17 protein-coding genes are annotated in these 19464 nt (G+C 69.4%); 13 read left to right on the forward strand and 4 right to left on the reverse strand.

Going from position 1 to position 19464, the window contains the following annotated elements:
- Positions 1–25 precede the first annotated feature (25 nt).
- From LK533_RS13550 to LK533_RS13570, 5 genes are read left to right on the forward strand one after another with little or no spacing between them, the layout of a single operon-like run.
- The gene (locus LK533_RS13550) at positions 26–583 is read left to right on the forward strand and encodes a DUF721 domain-containing protein (RefSeq protein ID WP_229363599.1); all 558 of its coding nucleotides are present in this window, start codon (positions 26–28) and stop codon (positions 581–583) included.
- Positions 583–1266 carry a DsbA family protein gene (locus LK533_RS13555; protein WP_229363600.1) on the forward strand — a complete coding sequence of 228 codons (684 nt, stop codon included), beginning with the start codon at positions 583–585 and terminating at the stop codon, positions 1264–1266. Before LK533_RS13550 ends, LK533_RS13555 begins: the two co-directional genes overlap by 1 nt.
- A gap of 29 nt (positions 1267–1295) precedes the next feature.
- Complete coding sequence (locus LK533_RS13560; RefSeq protein ID WP_229363601.1) at positions 1296–2027, forward strand: DsbA family protein; 732 nt, start codon at positions 1296–1298, stop codon at positions 2025–2027.
- Between the two features lie 28 nt (positions 2028–2055).
- A complete protein-coding gene (locus tag LK533_RS13565) occupies positions 2056–5469 on the forward strand; it encodes a chromosome segregation SMC family protein (protein WP_229363602.1) in 3414 nt (1137 codons plus the stop codon).
- Positions 5470–5473: 4 nt separating this feature from the next.
- Complete coding sequence (locus LK533_RS13570; RefSeq protein WP_229363603.1) at positions 5474–5824, forward strand: putative holin; 351 nt, start codon at positions 5474–5476, stop codon at positions 5822–5824.
- A gap of 102 nt (positions 5825–5926) precedes the next feature.
- Here LK533_RS13570 and LK533_RS13575 read toward each other — a convergent pair whose 3' ends face one another.
- Positions 5927–7039, reverse strand: coding sequence for a glycosidase (locus LK533_RS13575; RefSeq protein ID WP_229363604.1), 1113 nt, complete (start codon positions 7037–7039; stop codon positions 5927–5929).
- Positions 7040–7043: 4 nt separating this feature from the next.
- Positions 7044–7325, reverse strand: a complete 282-nt coding sequence (locus LK533_RS13580) for a chorismate mutase (RefSeq protein WP_229363605.1) — start codon at positions 7323–7325, stop codon at positions 7044–7046.
- A 108-nt stretch (positions 7326–7433) separates the two neighbouring features.
- On the opposite strand from LK533_RS13580, the gene LK533_RS13585 reads away from it, so the two are divergent.
- Positions 7434–8456 (forward strand): polyprenyl synthetase family protein, encoded by a 1023-nt coding sequence (locus LK533_RS13585; protein WP_229363607.1) that lies wholly within the window; start codon positions 7434–7436, stop codon positions 8454–8456.
- A gap of 142 nt (positions 8457–8598) precedes the next feature.
- Here LK533_RS13585 and LK533_RS13590 read toward each other — a convergent pair whose 3' ends face one another.
- Entirely contained in the window at positions 8599–9630 is a 1032-nt protein-coding gene (locus tag LK533_RS13590; protein WP_229363608.1) for an NAD(P)H-dependent flavin oxidoreductase, read from the reverse strand.
- A 591-nt stretch (positions 9631–10221) separates the two neighbouring features.
- On the opposite strand from LK533_RS13590, the gene LK533_RS13595 reads away from it, so the two are divergent.
- Entirely contained in the window at positions 10222–10641 is a 420-nt protein-coding gene (locus LK533_RS13595; protein ID WP_229363609.1) for a secondary thiamine-phosphate synthase enzyme YjbQ, read from the forward strand.
- Positions 10642–10654: 13 nt separating this feature from the next.
- On the opposite strand, the gene LK533_RS13600 is transcribed toward LK533_RS13595, so the two are convergent.
- Complete coding sequence (locus LK533_RS13600) at positions 10655–11908, reverse strand: aspartate kinase (protein ID WP_229363610.1); 1254 nt, start codon at positions 11906–11908, stop codon at positions 10655–10657.
- Positions 11909–11963: 55 nt separating this feature from the next.
- Here LK533_RS13600 and ubiG point away from each other — a divergent pair, with 55 nt between their 5' ends.
- From ubiG to LK533_RS13630, 6 genes are all read left to right on the forward strand, one after another.
- Positions 11964–12719, forward strand: coding sequence for a bifunctional 2-polyprenyl-6-hydroxyphenol methylase/3-demethylubiquinol 3-O-methyltransferase UbiG (gene ubiG, locus LK533_RS13605; RefSeq protein ID WP_229363612.1), 756 nt, complete (start codon positions 11964–11966; stop codon positions 12717–12719).
- A gap of 4 nt (positions 12720–12723) precedes the next feature.
- Positions 12724–13137 carry a DUF1810 domain-containing protein gene (locus LK533_RS13610; protein WP_229363613.1) on the forward strand — a complete coding sequence of 138 codons (414 nt, stop codon included), beginning with the start codon at positions 12724–12726 and terminating at the stop codon, positions 13135–13137.
- A 228-nt stretch (positions 13138–13365) separates the two neighbouring features.
- Positions 13366–13665 carry a hypothetical protein gene (locus LK533_RS13615; RefSeq protein ID WP_324255305.1) on the forward strand — a complete coding sequence of 100 codons (300 nt, stop codon included), beginning with the start codon at positions 13366–13368 and terminating at the stop codon, positions 13663–13665.
- Positions 13662–14792: a glycosidase gene (locus LK533_RS13620; protein WP_229363614.1), complete on the forward strand. Its 1131-nt coding sequence runs from the start codon at positions 13662–13664 to the stop codon at positions 14790–14792. Before LK533_RS13615 ends, LK533_RS13620 begins: the two co-directional genes overlap by 4 nt.
- A gap of 155 nt (positions 14793–14947) precedes the next feature.
- Positions 14948–15847, forward strand: a complete 900-nt coding sequence (locus LK533_RS13625) for an ABC transporter ATP-binding protein (RefSeq protein WP_229363616.1) — start codon at positions 14948–14950, stop codon at positions 15845–15847.
- Between the two features lie 16 nt (positions 15848–15863).
- On the forward strand, positions 15864–19448 hold the full coding sequence (locus LK533_RS13630) for an ABC transporter permease/M1 family aminopeptidase (RefSeq protein WP_229363617.1): 3585 nt from the start codon (positions 15864–15866) through the stop codon (positions 19446–19448).
- Positions 19449–19464 lie beyond the last annotated feature (16 nt).

A 19464-nucleotide genomic window follows, 5' to 3' on the forward strand; every position in this document is an offset into this window, starting at 1 on the left:
GCGCCTATGGCATGGGTGGCCTGCGATGACGACGCCCCGCAAAACCTCTTCCGCCAGCAAGGCCCGACCTCCCAAGGAAGAGCCGAAGCGCCACGGCTATGCGCGTGCTGTCGCCGACCTGCTGCCGGATGTCGGTCGTGCGGCATTCCGCAAGTTCGGCTTTATCCAGAGCGCGGTGGTGAGCCGCTGGCCCGAGATCGTCGGCGAGCGCTATGCGCGGGTGTCCGCGCCCGAATCGATCCGCTTCCCGCAGGGTCAGCGCGCCGACGGAGTGCTGACCCTGGTGGTGCATGGCGCGCACGTCACGATGATGCAGCATATCGGCCCGGAGATCATGGAGCGGGTGAACCGCTTCTTCGGCTATGCGGCGGTCGGCCGGATCGCGTTCAGGCAGGGCGACGTGCGCCGTCCCCAGCGCGTGGCGCCGCCACCGCCACAGCCGACGCATGTGCCGGCCGAGCTGGGCGACAGCCTGCGCACCATCGCCGACCCCGAGCTGAAGGCCGTGTTGTCGGCGCTGGCTGCGGGCGTGGCGGCGCCGCCGACGCCACTGGCAATTCCGGTATTGGGAAAGGTTCGTTGATGCGGTTGGTGGGCGTGCTCGCGGGAGTGGTCGCGGGACTGTTGGCGTTGGGCGCGGCCGATGCGCAGCCAGGGCGCGACTGGCGCCAGGTGGCGGTGAAGGCGCCGAGCGGCGGGTTCCAGATCGGCAATCCCAAGGCGAAGGTCACGCTGGTCGAATATGTCAGCTACACCTGCCCGCACTGCGGCCATTTCGTCGAGGAATCCAAGGCGCCCCTCCACGATGGGCTGGTCCGCAACGGGCAAGTCCGGGTGGAAATCCGCAACTTCGTGCGCGATCCGCTGGATCTTGCGAGCGCGCTGCTCGCACGCTGCGGCGGTGCTGCGCGGTTTGCGCGTCAGCACGACCTGATCTTCGCCAACCAGGAAGCGCTGCTCGACAAGGCGGTGGCGTTCCAGAAGCAGCCGGATGCGTTCAAGGGCGCGACCACCCTGGAGGCACGGTTGCGCCGCATGGCCGCCGGATCGGGCTTGACCGCGCTGATGACGCGCAACGGCCTGTCCGCGCAGCAGGCGGACCGCTGTCTCGTCGACGCGGCCGCGCGCCAGGAACTGGTCGCCGCGACGGAGAAGGTCCAGGGCCGCATCCAGGGCACGCCGAGTTTCGAGATCGACGGCAATCTGCTCGCCGCCAGCAGCTGGGCCGAGGTCGAGCCCCCGCTGCGCGAAGCCCTCGCACGCTGACCCCCATTTCCACTCACGGAGCCATTTCCATGCGTATCGCTCTTCCCCTGCTGCCCCTCCTCCTGCTTGCCGGTTGCGGCGGTGGCGACGCGGGCTCCGGCAACAGCGGCGCTCCGGCCGAAAAGGTGGCGGCGGTCACGGCACCGGCCGGCACCAGCTGGACGGAGACCGTGTCGGTGACGCCGGAGGGCGGCTATCGCATGGGCAACCCCGATGCGGCGATCAAGCTGGTCGAATATGGCTCGCGCACCTGCCCGACCTGTGGCCAGTTCGGCCGCGATTCGGTGCCGAAGCTTGCCGACACCTATGTCGCGAGCGGCAAGGTCTCCTATGAATTCCGCGACTTCGCGGTCCATGGCGCGCCGGATCTCGCCGCAGCACTGCTCGGCCGCTGCGGCGGCACCGGGCCGTTCTTCCCGCTGCTCGACCAGATGTACGCCAACCAGAATGCCGTGCTCGACAAGCTCCAGGCGCTGCCGGAGGCGTTCCAGGCGCGCGTGCAGCAGATGCCGCCGGCGCAGTCGCTGACCTTGTGGGCGGACCAGCTGGGCTTTGTCGACTTTGTGAAGCAGCGCGGCATCCCCGAGGCAAAGGCGCGCCAGTGCCTGGCCGACCAGAAGGGGATGGAAGCGCTGGTGAAGATCACCCAGGATGCGGCAGACAAGGTCACCGGCACCCCCAGCTTCTTCCTGAACGACACCAAGCTCGACGCAGTGAACTGGACGCAGGTCGAAGCGGCGCTGCGCGACGCCGGCGCCTGATCTCCCGTAAGACGGGACGCGTGCGGCGATGCGGATCCGGCGGCTGCGCCTGTCCGGCTTCAAGAGCTTCGTCGACGCGTCCGACCTGGTGATCGAAGCGGGGCTGACCGGCGTGGTCGGCCCCAATGGCTGCGGCAAATCGAACCTCCTCGAAGCGCTGCGCTGGACCATGGGCGAGAATAGCGCCCGGTCGATGCGCGGGGCGGCGATGGAGGACGTGATCTTCGCCGGCACCGCGACGCGCCCGCCGCGCGACTTCGCCGAAGTGTCGATCCTCGCCGACGAGGTCGGGCCGGAAGGCGAGGAGGTGGAGGTGGTGCGCCGGATCGAGCGCGGCGCCGGCTCCGCCTATCGCATCAACGGCCGGGACGTGCGCGCCAAGGACGTGGCGCTGCTGTTCGCGGACGCCGCGACCGGCGCGCATTCGCCTGCACTCGTCAGCCAGAACCGCATCAGCGCCGTCATCTCCGCCAAGCCGGCCGAGCGGCGCGCGATGCTGGAGGAGGCGGCGGGGATTGCGGGCCTCCACGTCCGCCGGCGCGATGCCGAGAACCGCCTGCGCGCGACCGAGGCCAATCTGGCGCGGCTGGCCGAGGTGCTGGCCGATCAGGATGGCCGCATCGCGCAGCTGCGGCGGCAGGCACGGCAGGCGGAACGCTATCGGGAATTGTCGGGGCGGATTCGGGTAGCGGAGGCGCGGCTGATCTTTGCGCGCTGGCGCGACGCGGCGGCGGCGGCGGATGCGGCGCGGGCCGAAGCCAAGGCGGCGGACGCGCTGGTGGCCAACCGCACGGCGGAACAGGCGGCGGCGGAGGCGGCGCAGGCTGAGGCGGTGACGACGCTCGCCACCCACCGCAGCAGTGCGCAGGCGGCGCGCGACGCCCTGTCGGAGGCGACCCACCGGCGAGAGGCGCTGGTGGCGCAGCGTGGCGCTGCCGAGCGGCGGCTGCGCGAGTTGGAGGCGGCGGTCGCGCGGCTTGCCGACGATCGCACCCGCGAAGGCGCGCTGGCGAGCGATGCTGCCGAGGCGCTGGCGCGGTTGTCGGCAGAGGGCAAGGCGTTGGAAGCGGAGGTCGCCGACGCTGAGGCGGCGCTGCCGGGGCTGGTCGCGGCGCTCGCTGGTGCCGAGCAGGCGAGCCGCGATGCCGAGGTGGCGCTGGCCCAGGCGCTAGCGCGGCAGGCGAGCGAACTGGCGGATGTGCGCGTCGCGCGCGCGGCATTGCAGGCGGCACAGGCGCGGCTGGACCGGGCCACGCGCGACGAGCGTCGGATTGCGGCGGAGCTGGCGGCACTGGCCGATGCGGCGCCGCTGCTTGCCGCGCGCGCAGCCGCAGTCGAAGCGCGCGACAAGGCGCTCGCCGGGATCGAGCAGGCGCGGACCGCGCTGGCAGCCGCCGATGCGGAAGAGCGTGCGCAGGGGACGCGGCGGGAAGCGGCACAGGCGGCGCGCGCGACTGCGACGGCGGAGCTGGCCGCGCTTGACGGTGAGGCGGCAGCGCTGGAGCGCGCGCAGCGGCGCGGCGGACGCGAGCGGCTGCTCGACCGGCTGGAAGTGGCGCCCGGCTATGAACGGGCGCTGGCGGCGGCGCTGGGCGACGATGTCGAGGCCGGCCTGGATCCCGCCGACGAGCGGCACTGGGGCGGGGCGGAGCCTCTGCCGGGCGATCCGGCGCCGCCGCCGGGCGTCACGCTGTTGTCGGGGCAGGTGGGGGCGCCGGATGCGCTCCGCCGCCGACTGGCGCAGGTGTTCGTGTGCGAGACCGACCCCGGCGTGGCGCTGGCGACAGGGCAGCGGCTGGTGACGCTCGACGGTGCGCTCCGGCGCTGGGACGGGTATCGCGCCGCGGCCGGCGGCGGCGCAGCGGCGGCCGAGCGGCTGGAGCGCGCCAACCGGCTGCGGGCCATCGCTGCGGCCCGGCCGCAGGCGGCGGCGGCGGTCGCGCAGGCGGCTGCGATCCTGAGCGAGGCGGAGGCGGCGATCCGCGCTGCCAAGGCGCAGGCGGCCGAGGCGCGGCGCAGCGTCGAGGCGCAGGAGATGGCGGCGCGCGAGGCGGCGCGGGCGGAGGATCGCGCCGCGGCGGCGATCGAGCGCGCCGAATCGCAGCGCGCCGACCTCGCCGCGCGTCAGCGGCGGGCTGCGCTCGACCTGGAGGAGGCGGTCGGGGAAGCGACCCGCGCCGAAGCGACGGTGGCAGCGTTGCCCGATGGCGGCACGACCCAAGCCGAGGTCGCGCGCCTGTCGGCCGAGGCGGAAGCGCGGCGCGGCGGGGTGGCGGACGCGCGTGCAGCAGCGGCCGAGCGCGAGCGGGCGGCCACCGCTGCCCGCGCACGGATCACGGCGGCGGCGGCGGAAGCCAAGGGCTGGAAGCAGCGCGCGGGCGAGGCGGTGCGGCGCATCGCCGACCTCGACAAGCGCGCCGCCGACAGCGCGCGCGAGCGGGACTCGATTGCGGGGCGGCCGGACGCGCTGTCGCGGGATATTGACGCGGTGACCGCCACGTTGCTCGCCGCGCGCGAGGCGGTCGATGCCGCGCAACAGGCGGAAGCTGCCGCCGAACAGGCGCTGCGGGCGGCCGAGGCGGCGCTGCGCACGCTGGGCGAGGCGCTGGCGGCGGCGCGCGAGGCGCGCGCAGGCGCCGCGGCGCGGGCGGAGAATCACGACCAGCGGCGGGTGGAGACGGCGCGGCTGTCGGGCGAACGCTTCGAATGCCCGCCGCCGCTGCTGCCCGAGCGGCTGGGCTTTGCGGGCGACACGGTGGGCGCGCCGGAGGCGGAGGCGACGGCGCATGACCGGCTGACGGCGGAGCGCGAGCGCATCGGCCCGGTGAACCTGGTGGCCGATCGCGAACTGGCGGAACTCGATGCGGCACGGGCGAGCGGGGATCGCGAGCGCGCCGAGCTGGAACTGGCGGTGAATCGCCTGCGCGGCTCGATCGGCATCCTCAATCGCGAGGGACGCCAGCGGCTGCTCGCCGCCTTCCATGCCGTCAACGCGCATTTCCAGCGGCTGTTCGGCACCTTGTTCAACGGCGGCCAGGCGCATCTGGCGCTGGTCGATTCGGACGATCCGCTGGAGGCGGGGCTGGAGATCCTAGCCCAGCCGCCGGGCAAGCGGCTCCAGTCGCTGACCCTGTTGTCGGGCGGCGAGCAGGCGCTGACCGCGGTCGCGCTGATCTTTGGCCTGTTTCTGACGAGCCCGGCGCCGATCTGCGTGCTGGACGAGGTCGATGCGCCGCTGGATGACGCCAACATCGACCGCTTCTGCGACCTGCTGGAGCGGATGACGCAGGAGACGCAGACCCGCTACCTGATCGTCACCCACAATGCGGCGACGATGAGCCGGATGGACCGGCTGTTCGGCGTCACCATGATCGAGCAGGGGGTCAGTCGCCTCGTCTCGGTCGACCTGCGCGGCGCCGAGACGCTGCTGGCTGCGGAGTAGAGGCATGACACGTTGGATGCTGGCCGCGGTGCTGATGGTACCGGCTGCGGTTGTCGCCGCACCGCAGGGGCTGCCCGGCCATTACTACCTGTCGGGGATGACGGAGGTCGGGTCGGAGCTGCTGCTGCGCGCCGACGGCCGCTATCGCTGGATGCTGGCCTATGGCGCGCTCGACCTGGCGGTGGAGGGTAGCTGGACGCGGTCGGGCGACACGCTGACGCTGGTTGCCGATCCGGACATGCTGGCGGAGGACGGCATGGAGTCGATCTTTGCGCGCATGGAGCTGACGATCGCCAAGGACGGCGCACTGGTGCCGGTGGAGAATTTGCGCGGGGCGTATCGGAAAGCGGAATAGAGCGTGTCACCGTGCCCCTGCGGAAGCAGGAGCCCAGGGCCGCAAGCGCCGCGCTGAGTAACCCTGGGCTCCTGCCTGCGCAGGAGCACGGAACTTCGAAGGCTAGTCCAGCCGCGCCTTGGCGATGCGGGTGAGGCGGCAGGCGAGGTCGGCTTCGCCCGAGGCGACGAGCCAGTGGTCGCCGGCGTCGACCATGCCGGTCGTGAACACCACCGGCTGGGGCAGATAGGCCTGGTGCGCGATCGGCGCGATCAGGTCGGGCGCGGCTTCCAGCACCGGCACCGTTTCGTCGCGCTCCAGGATGCGGGTGGGATCGTCGCCGTCGAGCAGCGCGCGATAGGTGCGGTAGACGCCGACCGCGCCCTGCTTCTCGACGCCATGGTAGAGCAGCATCCAGCCGCGCGCCGTGCGCACCGGCGGGGTGCCGCCGCCGAGCTTGGAGGCCGCCGCCGCCTTCAGGGGCCGGATCGCGAAGTCGGCGACCGGGCGCCAGTGCAGCATGTCGGGCGAGGTGGCGAGGTTGATCGACGGGCCGCCGGCGTCCGCATCCTCGGGCGGCATCGCGAACCAGGCGTCCGACAGCGGGCGGGTCAGCGCCAGGTGGCGGTCGCCGGCCAGCCCTTCGAACGGGATCATGTCCTTGTTGCCGTGGTCGAGCACCAGCCCGTGCGAGCGCCACGACAGGCCGTCGTCGGAACCATACATGGCGGTGCACAGCCGCCCGCCGGAGACGCCGCACACCGTCATCCACCAGCGGTCCCCGATGCGGACGATGCGCGGGTCCTCGATGCCATATTCGCCGTGACGCGCGTCAGGCTCGAGTGCGCGGTCATAGTGGATGGCGACGATGCGCTCGCCCGCCGCGTCGAGCTCGACAGGGAGCAGCCACGACAGGGAGGTGAGCCCCAGGAACGGATAGGCGCCGCCCGACAGGATGAAGAAGCGCGGGTCGGTGACGTCGGCACCCGCGGCGTCGAACGCGTCGAGACGGAACCCCGCGGGCGTCCAGCGGATCGAGCGGACCCGGCCGTTGCGGATCGGCTCGACCAGCGCCTCCGCCACGCGCACCATCAGCAGCAGGTTACCGTTGGCGAGCCGGGTAAGGCCGGGATTGAAGGCACCGAGCACAAAGGTCGGCTCGGCGATGCCGCGGCGGAGCGGGGAGCGCGAAAGGTCGACGTCGTCGGGTGCAAAGACGATGCGATCGTCCGCCACCGCCTCAGCCCGCCTGCATCTGCGCGTGGTGGCGGATCACCTCCTCGATGATGAAGCGCAGGAACTTCTCGGAGAATTCGGGATCGAGATCGGCGTCGCGGGCAAGCGCGCGCAGCCGGGCAATCTGGCGCTCCTCGCGGCCGGGATCGGCGGGGGGAAGGCCGGTCTCGGCCTTGTGGCGGCCGACCGCCTGGGTGACCTTGAACCGCTCGGCGAGCATGAAGACGAGGGCTGCGTCGATGTTGTCGATGCTCTGGCGATAGCGGGCCAGCGTGTCGTCTGTCATTTTTCATCCCCCATGAAGCGGCGCGGCTGCGCTTTTCGCGTCGCTTTCCACCGTGCGCAAGCCCGGCGGCCTTGCGTTCGTCCCGCGATGCAGCCACATCGGCGGGACATGAGTGCTACCGTACACCGCCTCACCCCGACCGGTCGCGTGAAGGACCCGTCGCTCGATCCGATGATGACGCTCGTCGCGGAGGACATGGCGGGCGTCAACGCGGTGATCGTCGATCGCATGCAGTCGAAGATCCCGCTGATCCCGGAACTGGCCGGCCATCTGATCTCGGGCGGCGGCAAGCGGCTGCGGCCGATGCTGACGCTCGCGAGCGGGCAGCTGCTCGGGTACGAGGGCACGCGCCACCATCTGCTGGCGGCGGCGGTGGAGTTCATCCACACCGCCACGCTGCTGCACGACGACGTGGTCGACGGGTCGGACCTGCGCCGCGGCAAGCGCACCGCCAACATCATCTGGGGCAACCCGGCAAGCGTGCTGGTCGGTGACTTCCTGTTCAGCCGCTCGTTCGAGCTGATGGTGGAGGCTGACAGCCTGGCCGCGCTCAAGATCCTGTCGAACGCGTCGGCGGTGATCGCGGAAGGCGAGGTCAACCAGCTGACCGCGGTGCGCCGCGTCGACCTGCACGAGGACCGCTACCTCAACATCATCGGCGCCAAGACCGCCGCGCTGTTCGCCGCTGCCTGCCGCATCGCCGCAGTGGTCGCGGACCGGCCGCAGGCGGAGGAGCTGGCGCTCGACGCCTATGGCCGCAACCTGGGCATCGCCTTCCAGCTGGTCGACGATGCGATCGACTATGTCTCGGACGCCTCGACGATGGGCAAGGACGCGGGCGACGACTTCCGTGAGGGCAAGATGACGCTGCCGGTGATCCTCGCCTATGCGCGCGGGGACGAGGCGGCACGCGGCTTCTGGCGGGACGCCGTGTCGGGCCGACGCGCGACCGATGCGGACTTCGCCCATGCGGTCGAGCTGGTGCGCAGCAGCCGCGCCGTTGAGGATACGATGGCGCGCGCGCGGCATTATGGCCAGCGAGCGATCGAGTCGCTGGCGCCGTTTGCCGACGGTGCGGCCAAGGACGCCATGGTCGAGGCGGTCGAGTTCGCGGTCGCGCGGGCGTATTAAACTTGTACCCCGGCGAAGGCCGGGGTCCAGGGCCGAGCAGAGCAACCGCCGGTAGGACCCGCAACCCTGGGCTCCTGCCTCCGCAGGAGCACGGCTAGCGCTTTCGCAAGATTACGAGAACGGGGGCGGCGGGACCGGCCGCTTACGCCGTGCGCTTTTCCAGCGCGGCGGCGGCTTCTTCCATCAGCGTGGCGAGGATGGTGGCGACCGGTTCCTCGGTCTTGACCATGCCGACCGACTGGCCCGCCATCACGCTGCCATGCTCGACATCGCCGTCGATCACCGCACGGCGCAGGGCCCCCGCCCAGTAATGCTCGATCTGGAGCTGCGCCTCGGCCATCGCCAGCGCGCCTTCGTCGAGCGACTGGGCGACTTCGCGCTGCTTGGCGGTGAAGAGCTCCGACCCCGCGTTCTTGAGCGCGCGGACCGGGATCACCGGCAGGCGCGCGTCGATCTGGACGCTGGCGACCGCGTCGCGCGCCGAGGCGCGGAAGAACGCCTTCTTGAAATTGGGGTGGGCGATCGATTCGGTCGCACACGCAAAGCGCGTGCCGAGCTGGACGCCGGCGGCACCCATGTCGAGATAGCCGGCGATCGCCTCGCCGCGACCGATGCCGCCGGCGACGAACACCGGCAGGGCTTCCGCGATCTCTGGCAGCATTTCCTGTGCGAGCACGCTGGTCGAGACCGGACCGATGTGGCCGCCGGCCTCCATGCCCTCGATCACCAGCGCGTCGACGCCCGAGCGGATCAGCTTCTTGGCGAGCGCGAGTGCGGGCGCGAAGCAGATCACCTTGGCGCCGGATGCCTTGATCGCGTCGAGGCTACCTGCCGGCGGCAGGCCACCCGCGAGCACGACATGGCCGACCTGGTGGCGGGCGCAAACCGCGATCAGATCCATCAGCTGCGGGTGCATGGTGATGAGGTTGACGCCGAACGGCTTGTCCGTCAGCGCCTTGGTGGCGGCGATCTCGGCATCGAGCAGTTCGGGCGTCATCGCGCCGCACGCGATCACGCCGAAGCCGCCGGCGTTGGAGATGGCGGCGACGAGGTTGCGCTCGGACACCCAGGACATGGCGCCGCACAGGATCGCGGTTTCGGTACCCAGGAAGGCGGCGCCGCGGGCCATGCGGCGGGCAAGGCGCTCGGCGCCGACGGAGGAAGCGGTGGTCATTGCGCGCCCCTAGAGCGGTTTCGAGGCAGGTGGAACACCTGCCGGCTTCGAAAGCGGGACAAAACCGTCAGGCTGGGTCGTGAACCTAGGAATGACGGCCCCAGATGAAGCACTGAACGTCCGCGGTTGGTGGTTAGCTGCCGTCCGAGGTCTACATTCCACCCGTATATCCAAACAGAAATGGAAGGATGGCAAGACCGATGAAAGCGGAGGGGATCACGATTAGGAGTGGCTTGCGAAAGAGGTTGCCCGCCCAGCCGGCTAACAGGAGTAACACAACAGCCATCATAGGATATACAAGGTAGTAGTCGATCTGCCCTGCGTTAGGTCCGATGCTTGGACCTTGCAGATAGACTCCGCGAATAAGTCCTCGCCCCATCAGAAACAGCGCGAACCATAAGATCGCAACAATCCCGACGAGGAGGTTTGCCGTTCGCATCCGGCGATGCGTAACCCTGAGACGGCATGTCTGCAATTGGGCGATTACCGCCCGTCCGCTTTGAAGAGTCTAGGTCCTGGGGCGGCGATGGTGGATCCGGACCAAGATCAGCTCCACGCGGAGCAGGGGGCGTTGGCAAAGGAGACAAGACCGTGCGGCAGGCGATCGGCGAGCTGGAGGTGCCCACCCGAGGCCAGGGGCTGGTGGAGATGACGCGCGACGTGTGCGGCTGGGTGGCCGAACAGAGCATGGCGACCGGGCTGCTGACGCTGTTCTGCCGCCATACCTCCGCCTCGCTGCTGGTGCAGGAGAATGCCGCGCCGGAGGTGCGGGACGACCTGCTTGCCTATTTCAGCCGGATCGCGCCGGAGGACCGCCATGCCTATGCGCATGATGACGAGGGGCCGGACGACATGCCCGCGCATCTGCGCGCGGCGCTGACCGGCGTGCAGCTGTCGATCCCGGTCGCGAATGGCCGGCCGGTGCTCGGCACCTGGCAGGGGATCTATCTGTTCGAGCACCGCCGCGCAGCCCATCGGCGGCGGATCGCGCTGCACCTGCTGGGGGAGTGAGCCCGCCGCCCGGTCAGGCGGCGGTTTCCTCCGCGTCCAGGCCATAGGCGGTGTGGAGCACGCGCACCGCCAGCTCGGTATAATCTTCCTCGATCAGCACGCTGACCTTGATCTCCGAGGTGGTGATCGCCTGCACGTTGATGCCGCGGTCGCCCAGCGTCTTGAACATGGTGGAGGCGACGCCCGCATGGCTGCGCATGCCGACGCCGACCACCGAAATCTTGGCGACGCGGGTGTCGTGGACCAGCCGCTGATAGCCGATCGTCGCCTTCTCCCGATCCAGCACGTCGAGCACCCGCGGCAGCTCGCTCTGGTTGATCGTGAAGGTGACGTCGGTCGAGCCGGTCGAATGCGCCACGTTCTGGACGATCATGTCGACGTTGATGCCGGTGTCGGCAAGCGGGCCAAAGATCGCCGCCACCGCGCCCGGACGATCCGGCACCTCGGTCAGCGTGATCTTGGCCTCGTTCTTGTCGTGCGCGATACCGGTAATGAGCTGGCGTTCCATGTCGTCCACTTCCTCTTCGCCCACGATCATCGTGCCCGGCTCCGCCGCCGCATCCGCATCGGCGAAGGACGACAGCACCTGGACGCGGACCCCTTCCTTCATCGCAAGCCCGACCGAGCGCGTCTGCAGCACCTTGGCACCGACGCTGGCGAGCTCCAGCATTTCCTCATAGGTCACGCGCTTGAGCTTGCGTGCCCGGGGCACGATGCGCGGATCGGTCGTGTAGACGCCGTCGACGTCGGTGTAGATGTCGCAGCGGTCGGCCTGCATGGCGGCTGCGACCGCGACTGCCGAGGTGTCCGATCCGCCGCGGCCGAGCGTGGTCACGCGGCCGTCATCGGCCAGCCCCTGGAAGCCCGGGATCACCGCCACTTCGCCCCCCGCAGTGGCGGCGTTGAGCGCGGCCGTGTCGATCTCGCCGATGCGGGCGGAGGCGTGCGCGTCCGAGGTGTGGATGGGCAGCTGCCAGCCGAGCCAGCTGCGCGCCGGCACGCCGATTGCCTGGAGTGCGATGGCAAGCAGCCCGCTCGTCACCTGCTCGCCGGCGGCGACCACCACGTCATATTCGCGCGGATCATAGAGCGACGAGGCTTCGCGGCAGAAGCCGACCAGCCGGTCGGTTTCGCCCGCCATGGCGGAGACGACCACGGCGACCTGGTTGCCGGCTTCCCATTCGCGTTTCACGCGCTGGGCAACGCTGCGGATGCGCTCGATCCCGGCCATGGAGGTGCCGCCGAACTTCATCACGATGCGTGCCATGTACCGAGCGCCTCACCCCCTTGGGAACATCGGGTTGGGCTGATAGGGAGGGGACATGGCATTGGCAAGTGAAGCGCCGCTGGCGCAGGCGGCGAACGGCAGCGTGGTGGCGGCGGAGGCTGCGCATTTCGGCAAGCTTGCGGCCGACTGGTGGAATCCGCATGGCTCCTCGGCAATGCTGCACCGGTTGAACCCGGCGCGGCTGGGGTTCCTGCGCCAGGCGATCGACGCGCACTGGAGCGGCGACGGACAGAGCTTCACGCCGCTGGCTGGCCGCACCGCGCTGGACGTCGGCTGTGGCGCCGGGCTGCTGGCGGAGCCGCTCGCGCGGCTGGGTGCGGCGGTGACGGGCGTCGATGCGGCGCCCGAGAATGTCGGTGCGGCGCGGGCGCATGCCGAAGCGCAGGGGCTGGCGATCGAATATGTCGCAGGCGGCGTGGAAGCGGTGGCGGGGCGGCAGTTCGACCTGGTCACCTCGCTGGAGGTGATCGAGCATGTCGCCGATCCGGCCGGCTTCGTCGCAGGGCTGGCCGGGGCGCTGGCGCCGGGCGGGCTGATGGTGGTGTCGACGCCCAACCGCACGCCCCTGTCGCGGCTGGCGATGATCACCCTGGCGGAAGGCGTGGGCGCGATCCCGCGGGGCACGCATGATTGGGACAAGTTCCTGACGCCCGACGAACTCACCGCCTTGCTTCGGGCTGAGGGGCTGACGGTTGGCGAGGTGCGGGGGCTGTCCTTCACGGCGTCGCGGGGGTTCAGCATCTCGGACGACACGCGGCTCGACTATCTCGTCACGGCCTGGCGGGGCTGAGGCGGTGGCTGCGCTCGACCGCTTCGTGGAGGCGCAGGCGAGTGTCTGGCGCGATGCGCTCGCCGAGCTGAAGGCAGGGCGCAAGACCAGCCACTGGATGTGGTTCATCTTCCCGCAGATCGCCGGCCTCGGCCGTAGCGAGACCGCGCGCTTCTTTGCGATCGCCGATGCCGAGGAGGCGCGGGCGTTTCTCGCGCATCCGGTGCTTGGAGAGCGGCTGCGCAAAGCGGCGGCGGCGCTGCTGGCGCATCGCGGGCGATCGGCGGAGGCGGTGCTGGGCGGGATCGACGCCGTGAAGCTGCGATCCTCGATGACGCTGTTCGAAGCGGTGGCGCCTGAGGAACCGGTGTTCGGTGCGGTGCTGGACGCGTTTTTCGCCGGGCAGCGGGATCTGGAGACGCTGCGGCGACTGGGCTAGGCGGAGCGATCTTCTGCCGAACCGTTCGTGCTGAGGCGGGGCTGAGCCTGTCGAAGCCACGTATCGAGAGAGCCACCGCAATCCGCCTTTCGACACGCTCGATGCCTGCTCGGGACAAGCGGGGTGCGGGCAGAACCGGACAAGTGGAGCGCCGCCTGTGAGAGGCTCCGCCCGGCGGAACTTCGAGGCACGCAGGCTCTTGTTCCGGAACGATCGCCAGGAGCCCGCATGACCGACAGCCCAGACGCCCATACCCAGGTCCGGTCGCTTGCCGGGCGCCGCGTGGCGATCACGGGCGGCACCACCGGCATCGGCCGCGCCATTGCGGCGCGGGTCGAGCCGGGCAAGACCGGCAGCGACATGCAGCTGCCCGACGTGCCGGTGGAGAAGCAGCGCGAGCAGATCGGCAAGGAGACCATGCTGCGCGCCGAGGACATCGCGGTAGGCGTTCACTATATGCTCACCCAGCCGCGCCGGACGGTGGTGCAACAGCTGGTGATCGTTCCGCGCGCGCAAGCCGCGGAATGAGCTACGAGGTCGACCGGCTGGTCTTCACCCCCGACGACGTCGATCTGTCGCGCTCGCCACTGGCCGGGCAGCTCGATGCGGAGACGTACGTGCTGGGCGCGTTCAACCCCGGCCTCACCCGGCTGGCGAACGGCAACCTGCTGATGATGGTCCGGGTGGCGGAGGCGCTGCGCAAGCCGATCCACGGCGCCAAGGTGCATGCAATCCGCTGGGAGGGCGAGGAGGGAAGCGCCGGGCGCTATGTGCTCGATGCCTGGCCCCTGGAGCATGCCGACACGTCCGATCCGCGCAAGTTCCTGCTGACCGGCGGTACCTGGCGGGTGATGGCGCTGACTTCCCTGTCGTGGCTGCTGCCGGTCGAGCTGTCGCCGGACGGGCTGGCGGTGGTTGCGGTACACTATGATCGCGCAGTGGCGCCGCAGGGCAGCTGGCAATGCTATGGCGTGGAGGATGCGCGGATCAGCCGCATCGACGACCGCTACTGGATGACCACCTGTTCGGTCAGTCCCGAGCGGCACTCGACGACGCTCTACAGCTCCGACAACGGGCTCGACTGGCGGTTCGAGGACATGGTGCTCGACCACCAGAACAAGGACATGCTGATCTTCGAGGGGAAGGTGGGCGGGCAGTTCTGGGCGCAGACCCGGCCGCTCGGCGACCTGTATTTCGCCTATCCGCCGGACAGCGAATGGCGTGCCGGGCCGTCGATCAACCTGGCGACGTCCCCGGACCTGCTCCATTGGAAGCCGTGCCGTCAGCCCGGCATCCGCCCGCATGCAGCGACCGTGGCGACCGCGCGCATGGGCGGCGGCACTCCGCCGATCCGCACCAAACGCGGCTGGCTGAGCCTGTGGCATGGCGTCGAGCCGCATGAAGTCGTCGGCATCTATCGCACCTATTGGACGATCCTGGATGCGGAGGAGCCGTGGCGGACGGTGGCGACCCAGCACCCGCCGCTGCTGGAGGCGAATCCGGAACTGACCCGGCCGTTCGAGGACAAGATGTACGTCCGGGATGTGGTGTTCACCACCGGCATCGCCGAGCATGGCGACGTCTATGTAGTGGCGTCGGGCGAGGCGGACCTGGCGTGCCGGATCACGCATATCCCGAAGACGGTGTTTGCGTGATTCCTCTTGCGCCAACCGTGCTCCTGCCTGTGCAGGAGCGCGGAAGGGACGCGGCGGATGTCCGCTCCATTTCGATCCACTCCGGCCCGCAAAAACTGCTTTAGTGACGTAGGACACCGCGCTAGCATCCGCATTCCTGGGGTGGGAGGAATGGGATGCTGGAGCTTCGGAACGTCAGCCATGTCTATGGCAATGGCACGCGGGCGCTCGACGATGTGACGCTGTCGGTGCCGACGGGGATGTTCGGGCTGCTGGGTCCCAATGGCGCGGGCAAGTCGACGCTGATGCGCACGGTCGCCACGCTGCAGACGCCGACCAGCGGCAGCATCACCTTTGGCGACATCGACGTGATCGCCCAGCCGGAGCGGCTGCGCGAGACCCTGGGCTATCTGCCGCAGGACTTCGGCGTCTACCCGCGCGTTTCGGCCTATGACATGCTCGACCATATGGCGGTGCTGAAGGGCATCGCCTCGGCCGCGGATCGCAAGGCGACGGTCGAGACTCTGCTCAACCAGGTCAACCTGTGGAGCGTGCGCAAAAAGGCGATCGCCGGCTTTTCGGGCGGCATGCGCCAGCGCTTCGGCATCGCCCAGGCGCTGATCGGCAACCCGCGGCTCATCATCGTCGACGAGCCGACCGCCGGCCTGGACCCGGAGGAGCGCAACCGCTTCCTCAACCTGCTGGCCGAGATCGGCGAGAATGTCGTCGTGATCCTGTCCACCCACATCGTCGAGGACGTGGCCGATCTCTGCCCGCGCATGGCGGTGCTGGCCGGCGGCAAGATCCGGCTGGAGGGTGCGCCGCTGGCGCTGATCGAGCGGGCGCGCGGCACCGTCTGGGCCAAGGCGATCCGCCGCGACGAACTGGACGCGGTGCGCGAGCGCCACGAGCTCATCTCCACCCGCCTGTTTGCCGGGCGGACCATCGTCCACATCCTGTCCGAGGTCGATCCCGGCGACGGGTACGAGCCGGTGCGCGGCGGGCTGGAGGACGTGTATTTCGCGACCCTCGCGCGCACCCGCCGTCCCGTCGACACCGCTGCCATCGCAGCCTGACGGGAGGTACCGAGCGATGTTTCGCAAAATCGCGGGGTTCGAACTCCGCTACCAGTTCGGCAGCCCGGTGTTCTGGGTGGTCGCAGGCCTGTTCTTCCTGCTGACCTTCGGGTCGGTGGCGAGCGAGCACATCCAGATCGGCGCGGGCGGCAACGTCCACGCCAACAGCCCCTTTGCCATCGTCCAGGTCCACGCGATTTTCTCGCTGTTCTTCATGTTCGTGACGACCGCGTTCGTGGCGAACGTGGTGGTGCGCGACGATGAATCGGGCTTCGGCCCGATGGTGCGCACGACGCGCGTCACCCGCTTCCAGTATTTGATGGGGCGCTTCACCGGCGCGTTCCTGGCCGCGGCGGTGGCGTTTCTCGCCATTCCGCTTGCGATCTGGGTCGGCTCGCTGATGCCCTGGATCGATCCGGAGCGGCTGGGGCCGACGATGCCTGCGGCCTTTGCCTGGGCCTATTTCGTGGTGGCGCTGCCCAACCTGCTGCTGACCGCCGCGATCTTCTTTGCGGTGGCGACGGTCACCCGGTCGATGATGGGCAGCTATGTCGGCGTGATCGTGTTCCTGGTGCTCTATGCGGTGATGAGCACCATGATCGGCCGCCAGCCCGAATGGCGCCAGGTCGCGGGCTATGTCGAGCCGTTCGGCGTCGCCGCGATCAGCAATGCGACCCGCTATTTCACCGCGGCCGAGCGCAACGCGATCCTGCCGCCGCTCGACGGGGCGCTGCTCGCCAACCGGCTGATCTGGATCGGCGTCGCGCTTGCAGCCCTTGCCTTTGCCGTGTGGCGGTTCCGCTTTGCCGAGCGCGGCATTTCCAAGCGCCGCCTGCGCAAGCAGGCGCGGCGCGAGGCGAAGCTGGCGCAGACTGCACCGCGTTTGGTCGACCGGCTGCCTGCGCCGCATCCCGAAGCGGCGACCTGGTCGCGGCTCCTCACCCGCTGCCGGTTCGAAATGGCGCAGGTGTTCCGCAGCCCGGCGTTCCTGGTGCTGCTGGTCGTCGGCCTGTTCAACACGGTCGGCGCGCTGATCTTTGCCGGCGAAATCTATGGCACGCCGGCGCGGCCGCTCACCTTTGCGCTGATCGAGACGCTGACTGGCGGTTTCGGGCTGATCCCGATCATCATCGCCATCTATTATGCGGGCGAGCTGGTCTGGCGCGACCGCGACCGCAAGATCCACGAGATCATCGACGCGACGCCCCTGCCCAACTGGGCCTATATGGTGCCCAAGGCGCTGGCGGTGACGGGGGTGCTGTTCACCACGCTGCTGGTGGCCGCCATCGCCGCGATCCTGGTGCAGCTGGCGCGCGGCGGGGGCGACGTGTCGCTGGGCGAATATTTCGCCTGGTACCTGCTGCCGCAGACGGTCGACATGGTGCTGCTGGCGATCCTGTCGGTGTTCGTCCAGGCGCTCAGCCCCAACAAATACGTCGGCTGGGCGATCATGGTCGTCTACATCGTCGCCACGCTGACGCTGAGCAATCTGGGGTTCGAACACCCGCTCTACCTGTACGGCGCGGGGCCGACGCCCAGGCTTTCGGACATGAACGGCGATCAGGTCGGCGGGGCTGCCGCCTGGTGGCTGCGGCTCTATTGGGGCGCAGCGGCGGTGATCCTGGCGACGCTGGCGCATCTGTTGTGGCGGCGCGGGACCGAGACCCGGCTGCTGCCGCGGCTGCGGCGCGTGCCCGCACGGGTGCGCGGGGTGCCGGGCGTGATCCTGGGCGTGGCGCTGCTGGTGTTCGTCGGCACCGGGGCGTTCGTCTTCTACAACACCAACATCCTCAACGAATACCGCACCCGCGACGCCAACGAGCAGCGGATGGCGGATTATGAGAAGAAGTATCTGCGCTACGAAAACGTCCTGCAGCCTTCGCTCACCGACGTACGGCTGGCGATCGACCTGCATCCGTCCGAGCGGCGGATGACGGTCGACGGGCTCTACCGCTTCGTCAACGACAGCGGAAAGCCGATCGAGACGCTGCATGTGCGGCTGCCCGATGCCGATACGAAGCTCACCTCGGTCACGGTTCCGGGTGCGCGTCTCGCCAGCAACGATGTCGAGTTCCAGTACCGGCTCTATCGCTTCGACCGCCCGCTGGCGCCCGGCGCCACCGGCACGCTGGAGTTCCGCACCGTGCGGTCGCAGCGGGGCTTCCGCGCAAATGGGGACGACACGCGGCTGGTCGCGAACGGCAGCTTTCTCAGCAACTTCGAATTCGCGCCGCAGCTGGGGATGAGCCGCGAGGGGCTGCTGACCGATCGCGTCACCCGTCGCCGCTACGGCCTGCCGTCCGAACTGCGCATGGCCAAGCTGGAGGACGTGTCCGCGCGCCAGCGCAACTATCTGGCAAACGCCGACTGGGTGAATTCGGACATCACCGTCACCACCGACGCACCCCAGGTGCCGATCGCGCCGGGGCGTCGCGTGTCCGACACCACCAGCAATGGCCGGCGCACCGCGCATTTCGTCTCGACCGCGCCGATCCTGGCCTTTTTCTCGGTCCAGTCGGCCGATTATGCGGTGCGGCGCGACCAGTTCGGGCCAGTGCAGCTGGAGGTTTACTACCAGCCCAACCACGGCTTCAACGTCGACCGGATGCTCGCCGCGATGAAGCGGTCGCTCGGCTATTATGACCAGGCGTTCGGACCCTATCAGTTCACCTATGCGCGCATCATCGAGTTCCCGGGCTATGACGCATTCGCCCAGGCATTTGCGGGCACGGTGCCCTATTCGGAGAAGATCGGCTTCATCGCCGACACCCGCGATCCCGACGAGATCGACTATGTCACCTATGTCACCGCGCACGAACTGGGGCACCAATATTGGGCGCACCAGCTGATCAGCGCGGACCAGCAGGGCGGCACCATGCTGGTCGAGACCATGGCGCAATATTCCGCGCTGATGGTGATGAAGCACCTGTACGGCGAGGATAAGATCCGCCGCTTCCTGAAGTACGAGCTCGACAATTACCTGGGTTCGCGCGGCGGCGAGGCGATCGAGGAGCTGCCGCTCGACCGGGTCGAGAACCAGCCCTACATCCACTACCGCAAGGGCGCGGTGGCGCTCTACCTGCTGCAGGACCGGCTGGGCGAGGATCGCGTGAATGCGATGCTGCGCGGGCTGCTCGACCGGCACCGGTTCAAGGGCGCGCCCTATGCCAATTCGCTGGAGCTGGTCGACGGCTTCCGCGGGCTGGCACGCAACCCCGGCGAGCGCCAGCTGGTCGACGACCTGCTCGATCGCATCACCCTCTACGACCTGAAGCTCAAGACGGCGCAGACCCGCAAGCTGTCCGACGGCCGCTATGAGACGGTGCTGACGATCGAGGGCGGCAAGGCCTATGCCGACGGCCGCGGCAAGGAGACGCAGGCGGCACTGGACGACCAGATCGACGTGGGGCTGTTCACCGCGCGGCCTGGGCTGGGATCGTTTAACCGCAGCGACGTGCTGATGCTGGAGCGGCGGCCGATCCGGAGCGGCGTGCAGCAGCTGCGGCTGGTGACGGCGAAGCGGCCGGCGTTTGCCGGAGTCGATCCGTACAACAAGTACATCGACCGCAACAGCGACGACAATGTCGCCGCGGTAGAGTAGGAAGGCATCCGCCGGG

Source organism: Sphingomonas sp. PL-96, assembly GCF_020707215.1.
Taxonomy (GTDB): Bacteria; Pseudomonadota; Alphaproteobacteria; order Sphingomonadales; family Sphingomonadaceae; genus Sphingomonas.

Coding starts and splice junctions, on each gene's coding strand:
- LK533_RS13550 (WP_229363599.1), top strand. CDS start 26: ATGACGACGCCCCGCAAAACCTCTTCCGCCAGCAAGGCCCGACCTCCC.
- LK533_RS13555 (WP_229363600.1), top strand. CDS start 583: ATGCGGTTGGTGGGCGTGCTCGCGGGAGTGGTCGCGGGACTGTTGGCG.
- LK533_RS13560 (WP_229363601.1), top strand. CDS start 1,296: ATGCGTATCGCTCTTCCCCTGCTGCCCCTCCTCCTGCTTGCCGGTTGC.
- LK533_RS13565 (WP_229363602.1), top strand. CDS start 2,056: ATGCGGATCCGGCGGCTGCGCCTGTCCGGCTTCAAGAGCTTCGTCGAC.
- LK533_RS13570 (WP_229363603.1), top strand. CDS start 5,474: ATGACACGTTGGATGCTGGCCGCGGTGCTGATGGTACCGGCTGCGGTT.
- LK533_RS13580 (WP_229363605.1), bottom strand. CDS start 7,325: ATGACAGACGACACGCTGGCCCGCTATCGCCAGAGCATCGACAACATC.
- LK533_RS13585 (WP_229363607.1), top strand. CDS start 7,434: ATGAGTGCTACCGTACACCGCCTCACCCCGACCGGTCGCGTGAAGGAC.
- LK533_RS13590 (WP_229363608.1), bottom strand. CDS start 9,630: ATGACCACCGCTTCCTCCGTCGGCGCCGAGCGCCTTGCCCGCCGCATG.
- LK533_RS13600 (WP_229363610.1), bottom strand. CDS start 11,908: ATGGCACGCATCGTGATGAAGTTCGGCGGCACCTCCATGGCCGGGATC.
- ubiG (WP_229363612.1), top strand. CDS start 11,964: ATGGCATTGGCAAGTGAAGCGCCGCTGGCGCAGGCGGCGAACGGCAGC.
- LK533_RS13615 (WP_324255305.1), top strand. CDS start 13,366: ATGACCGACAGCCCAGACGCCCATACCCAGGTCCGGTCGCTTGCCGGG.
- LK533_RS13620 (WP_229363614.1), top strand. CDS start 13,662: ATGAGCTACGAGGTCGACCGGCTGGTCTTCACCCCCGACGACGTCGAT.
- LK533_RS13625 (WP_229363616.1), top strand. CDS start 14,948: ATGCTGGAGCTTCGGAACGTCAGCCATGTCTATGGCAATGGCACGCGG.
- LK533_RS13630 (WP_229363617.1), top strand. CDS start 15,864: ATGTTTCGCAAAATCGCGGGGTTCGAACTCCGCTACCAGTTCGGCAGC.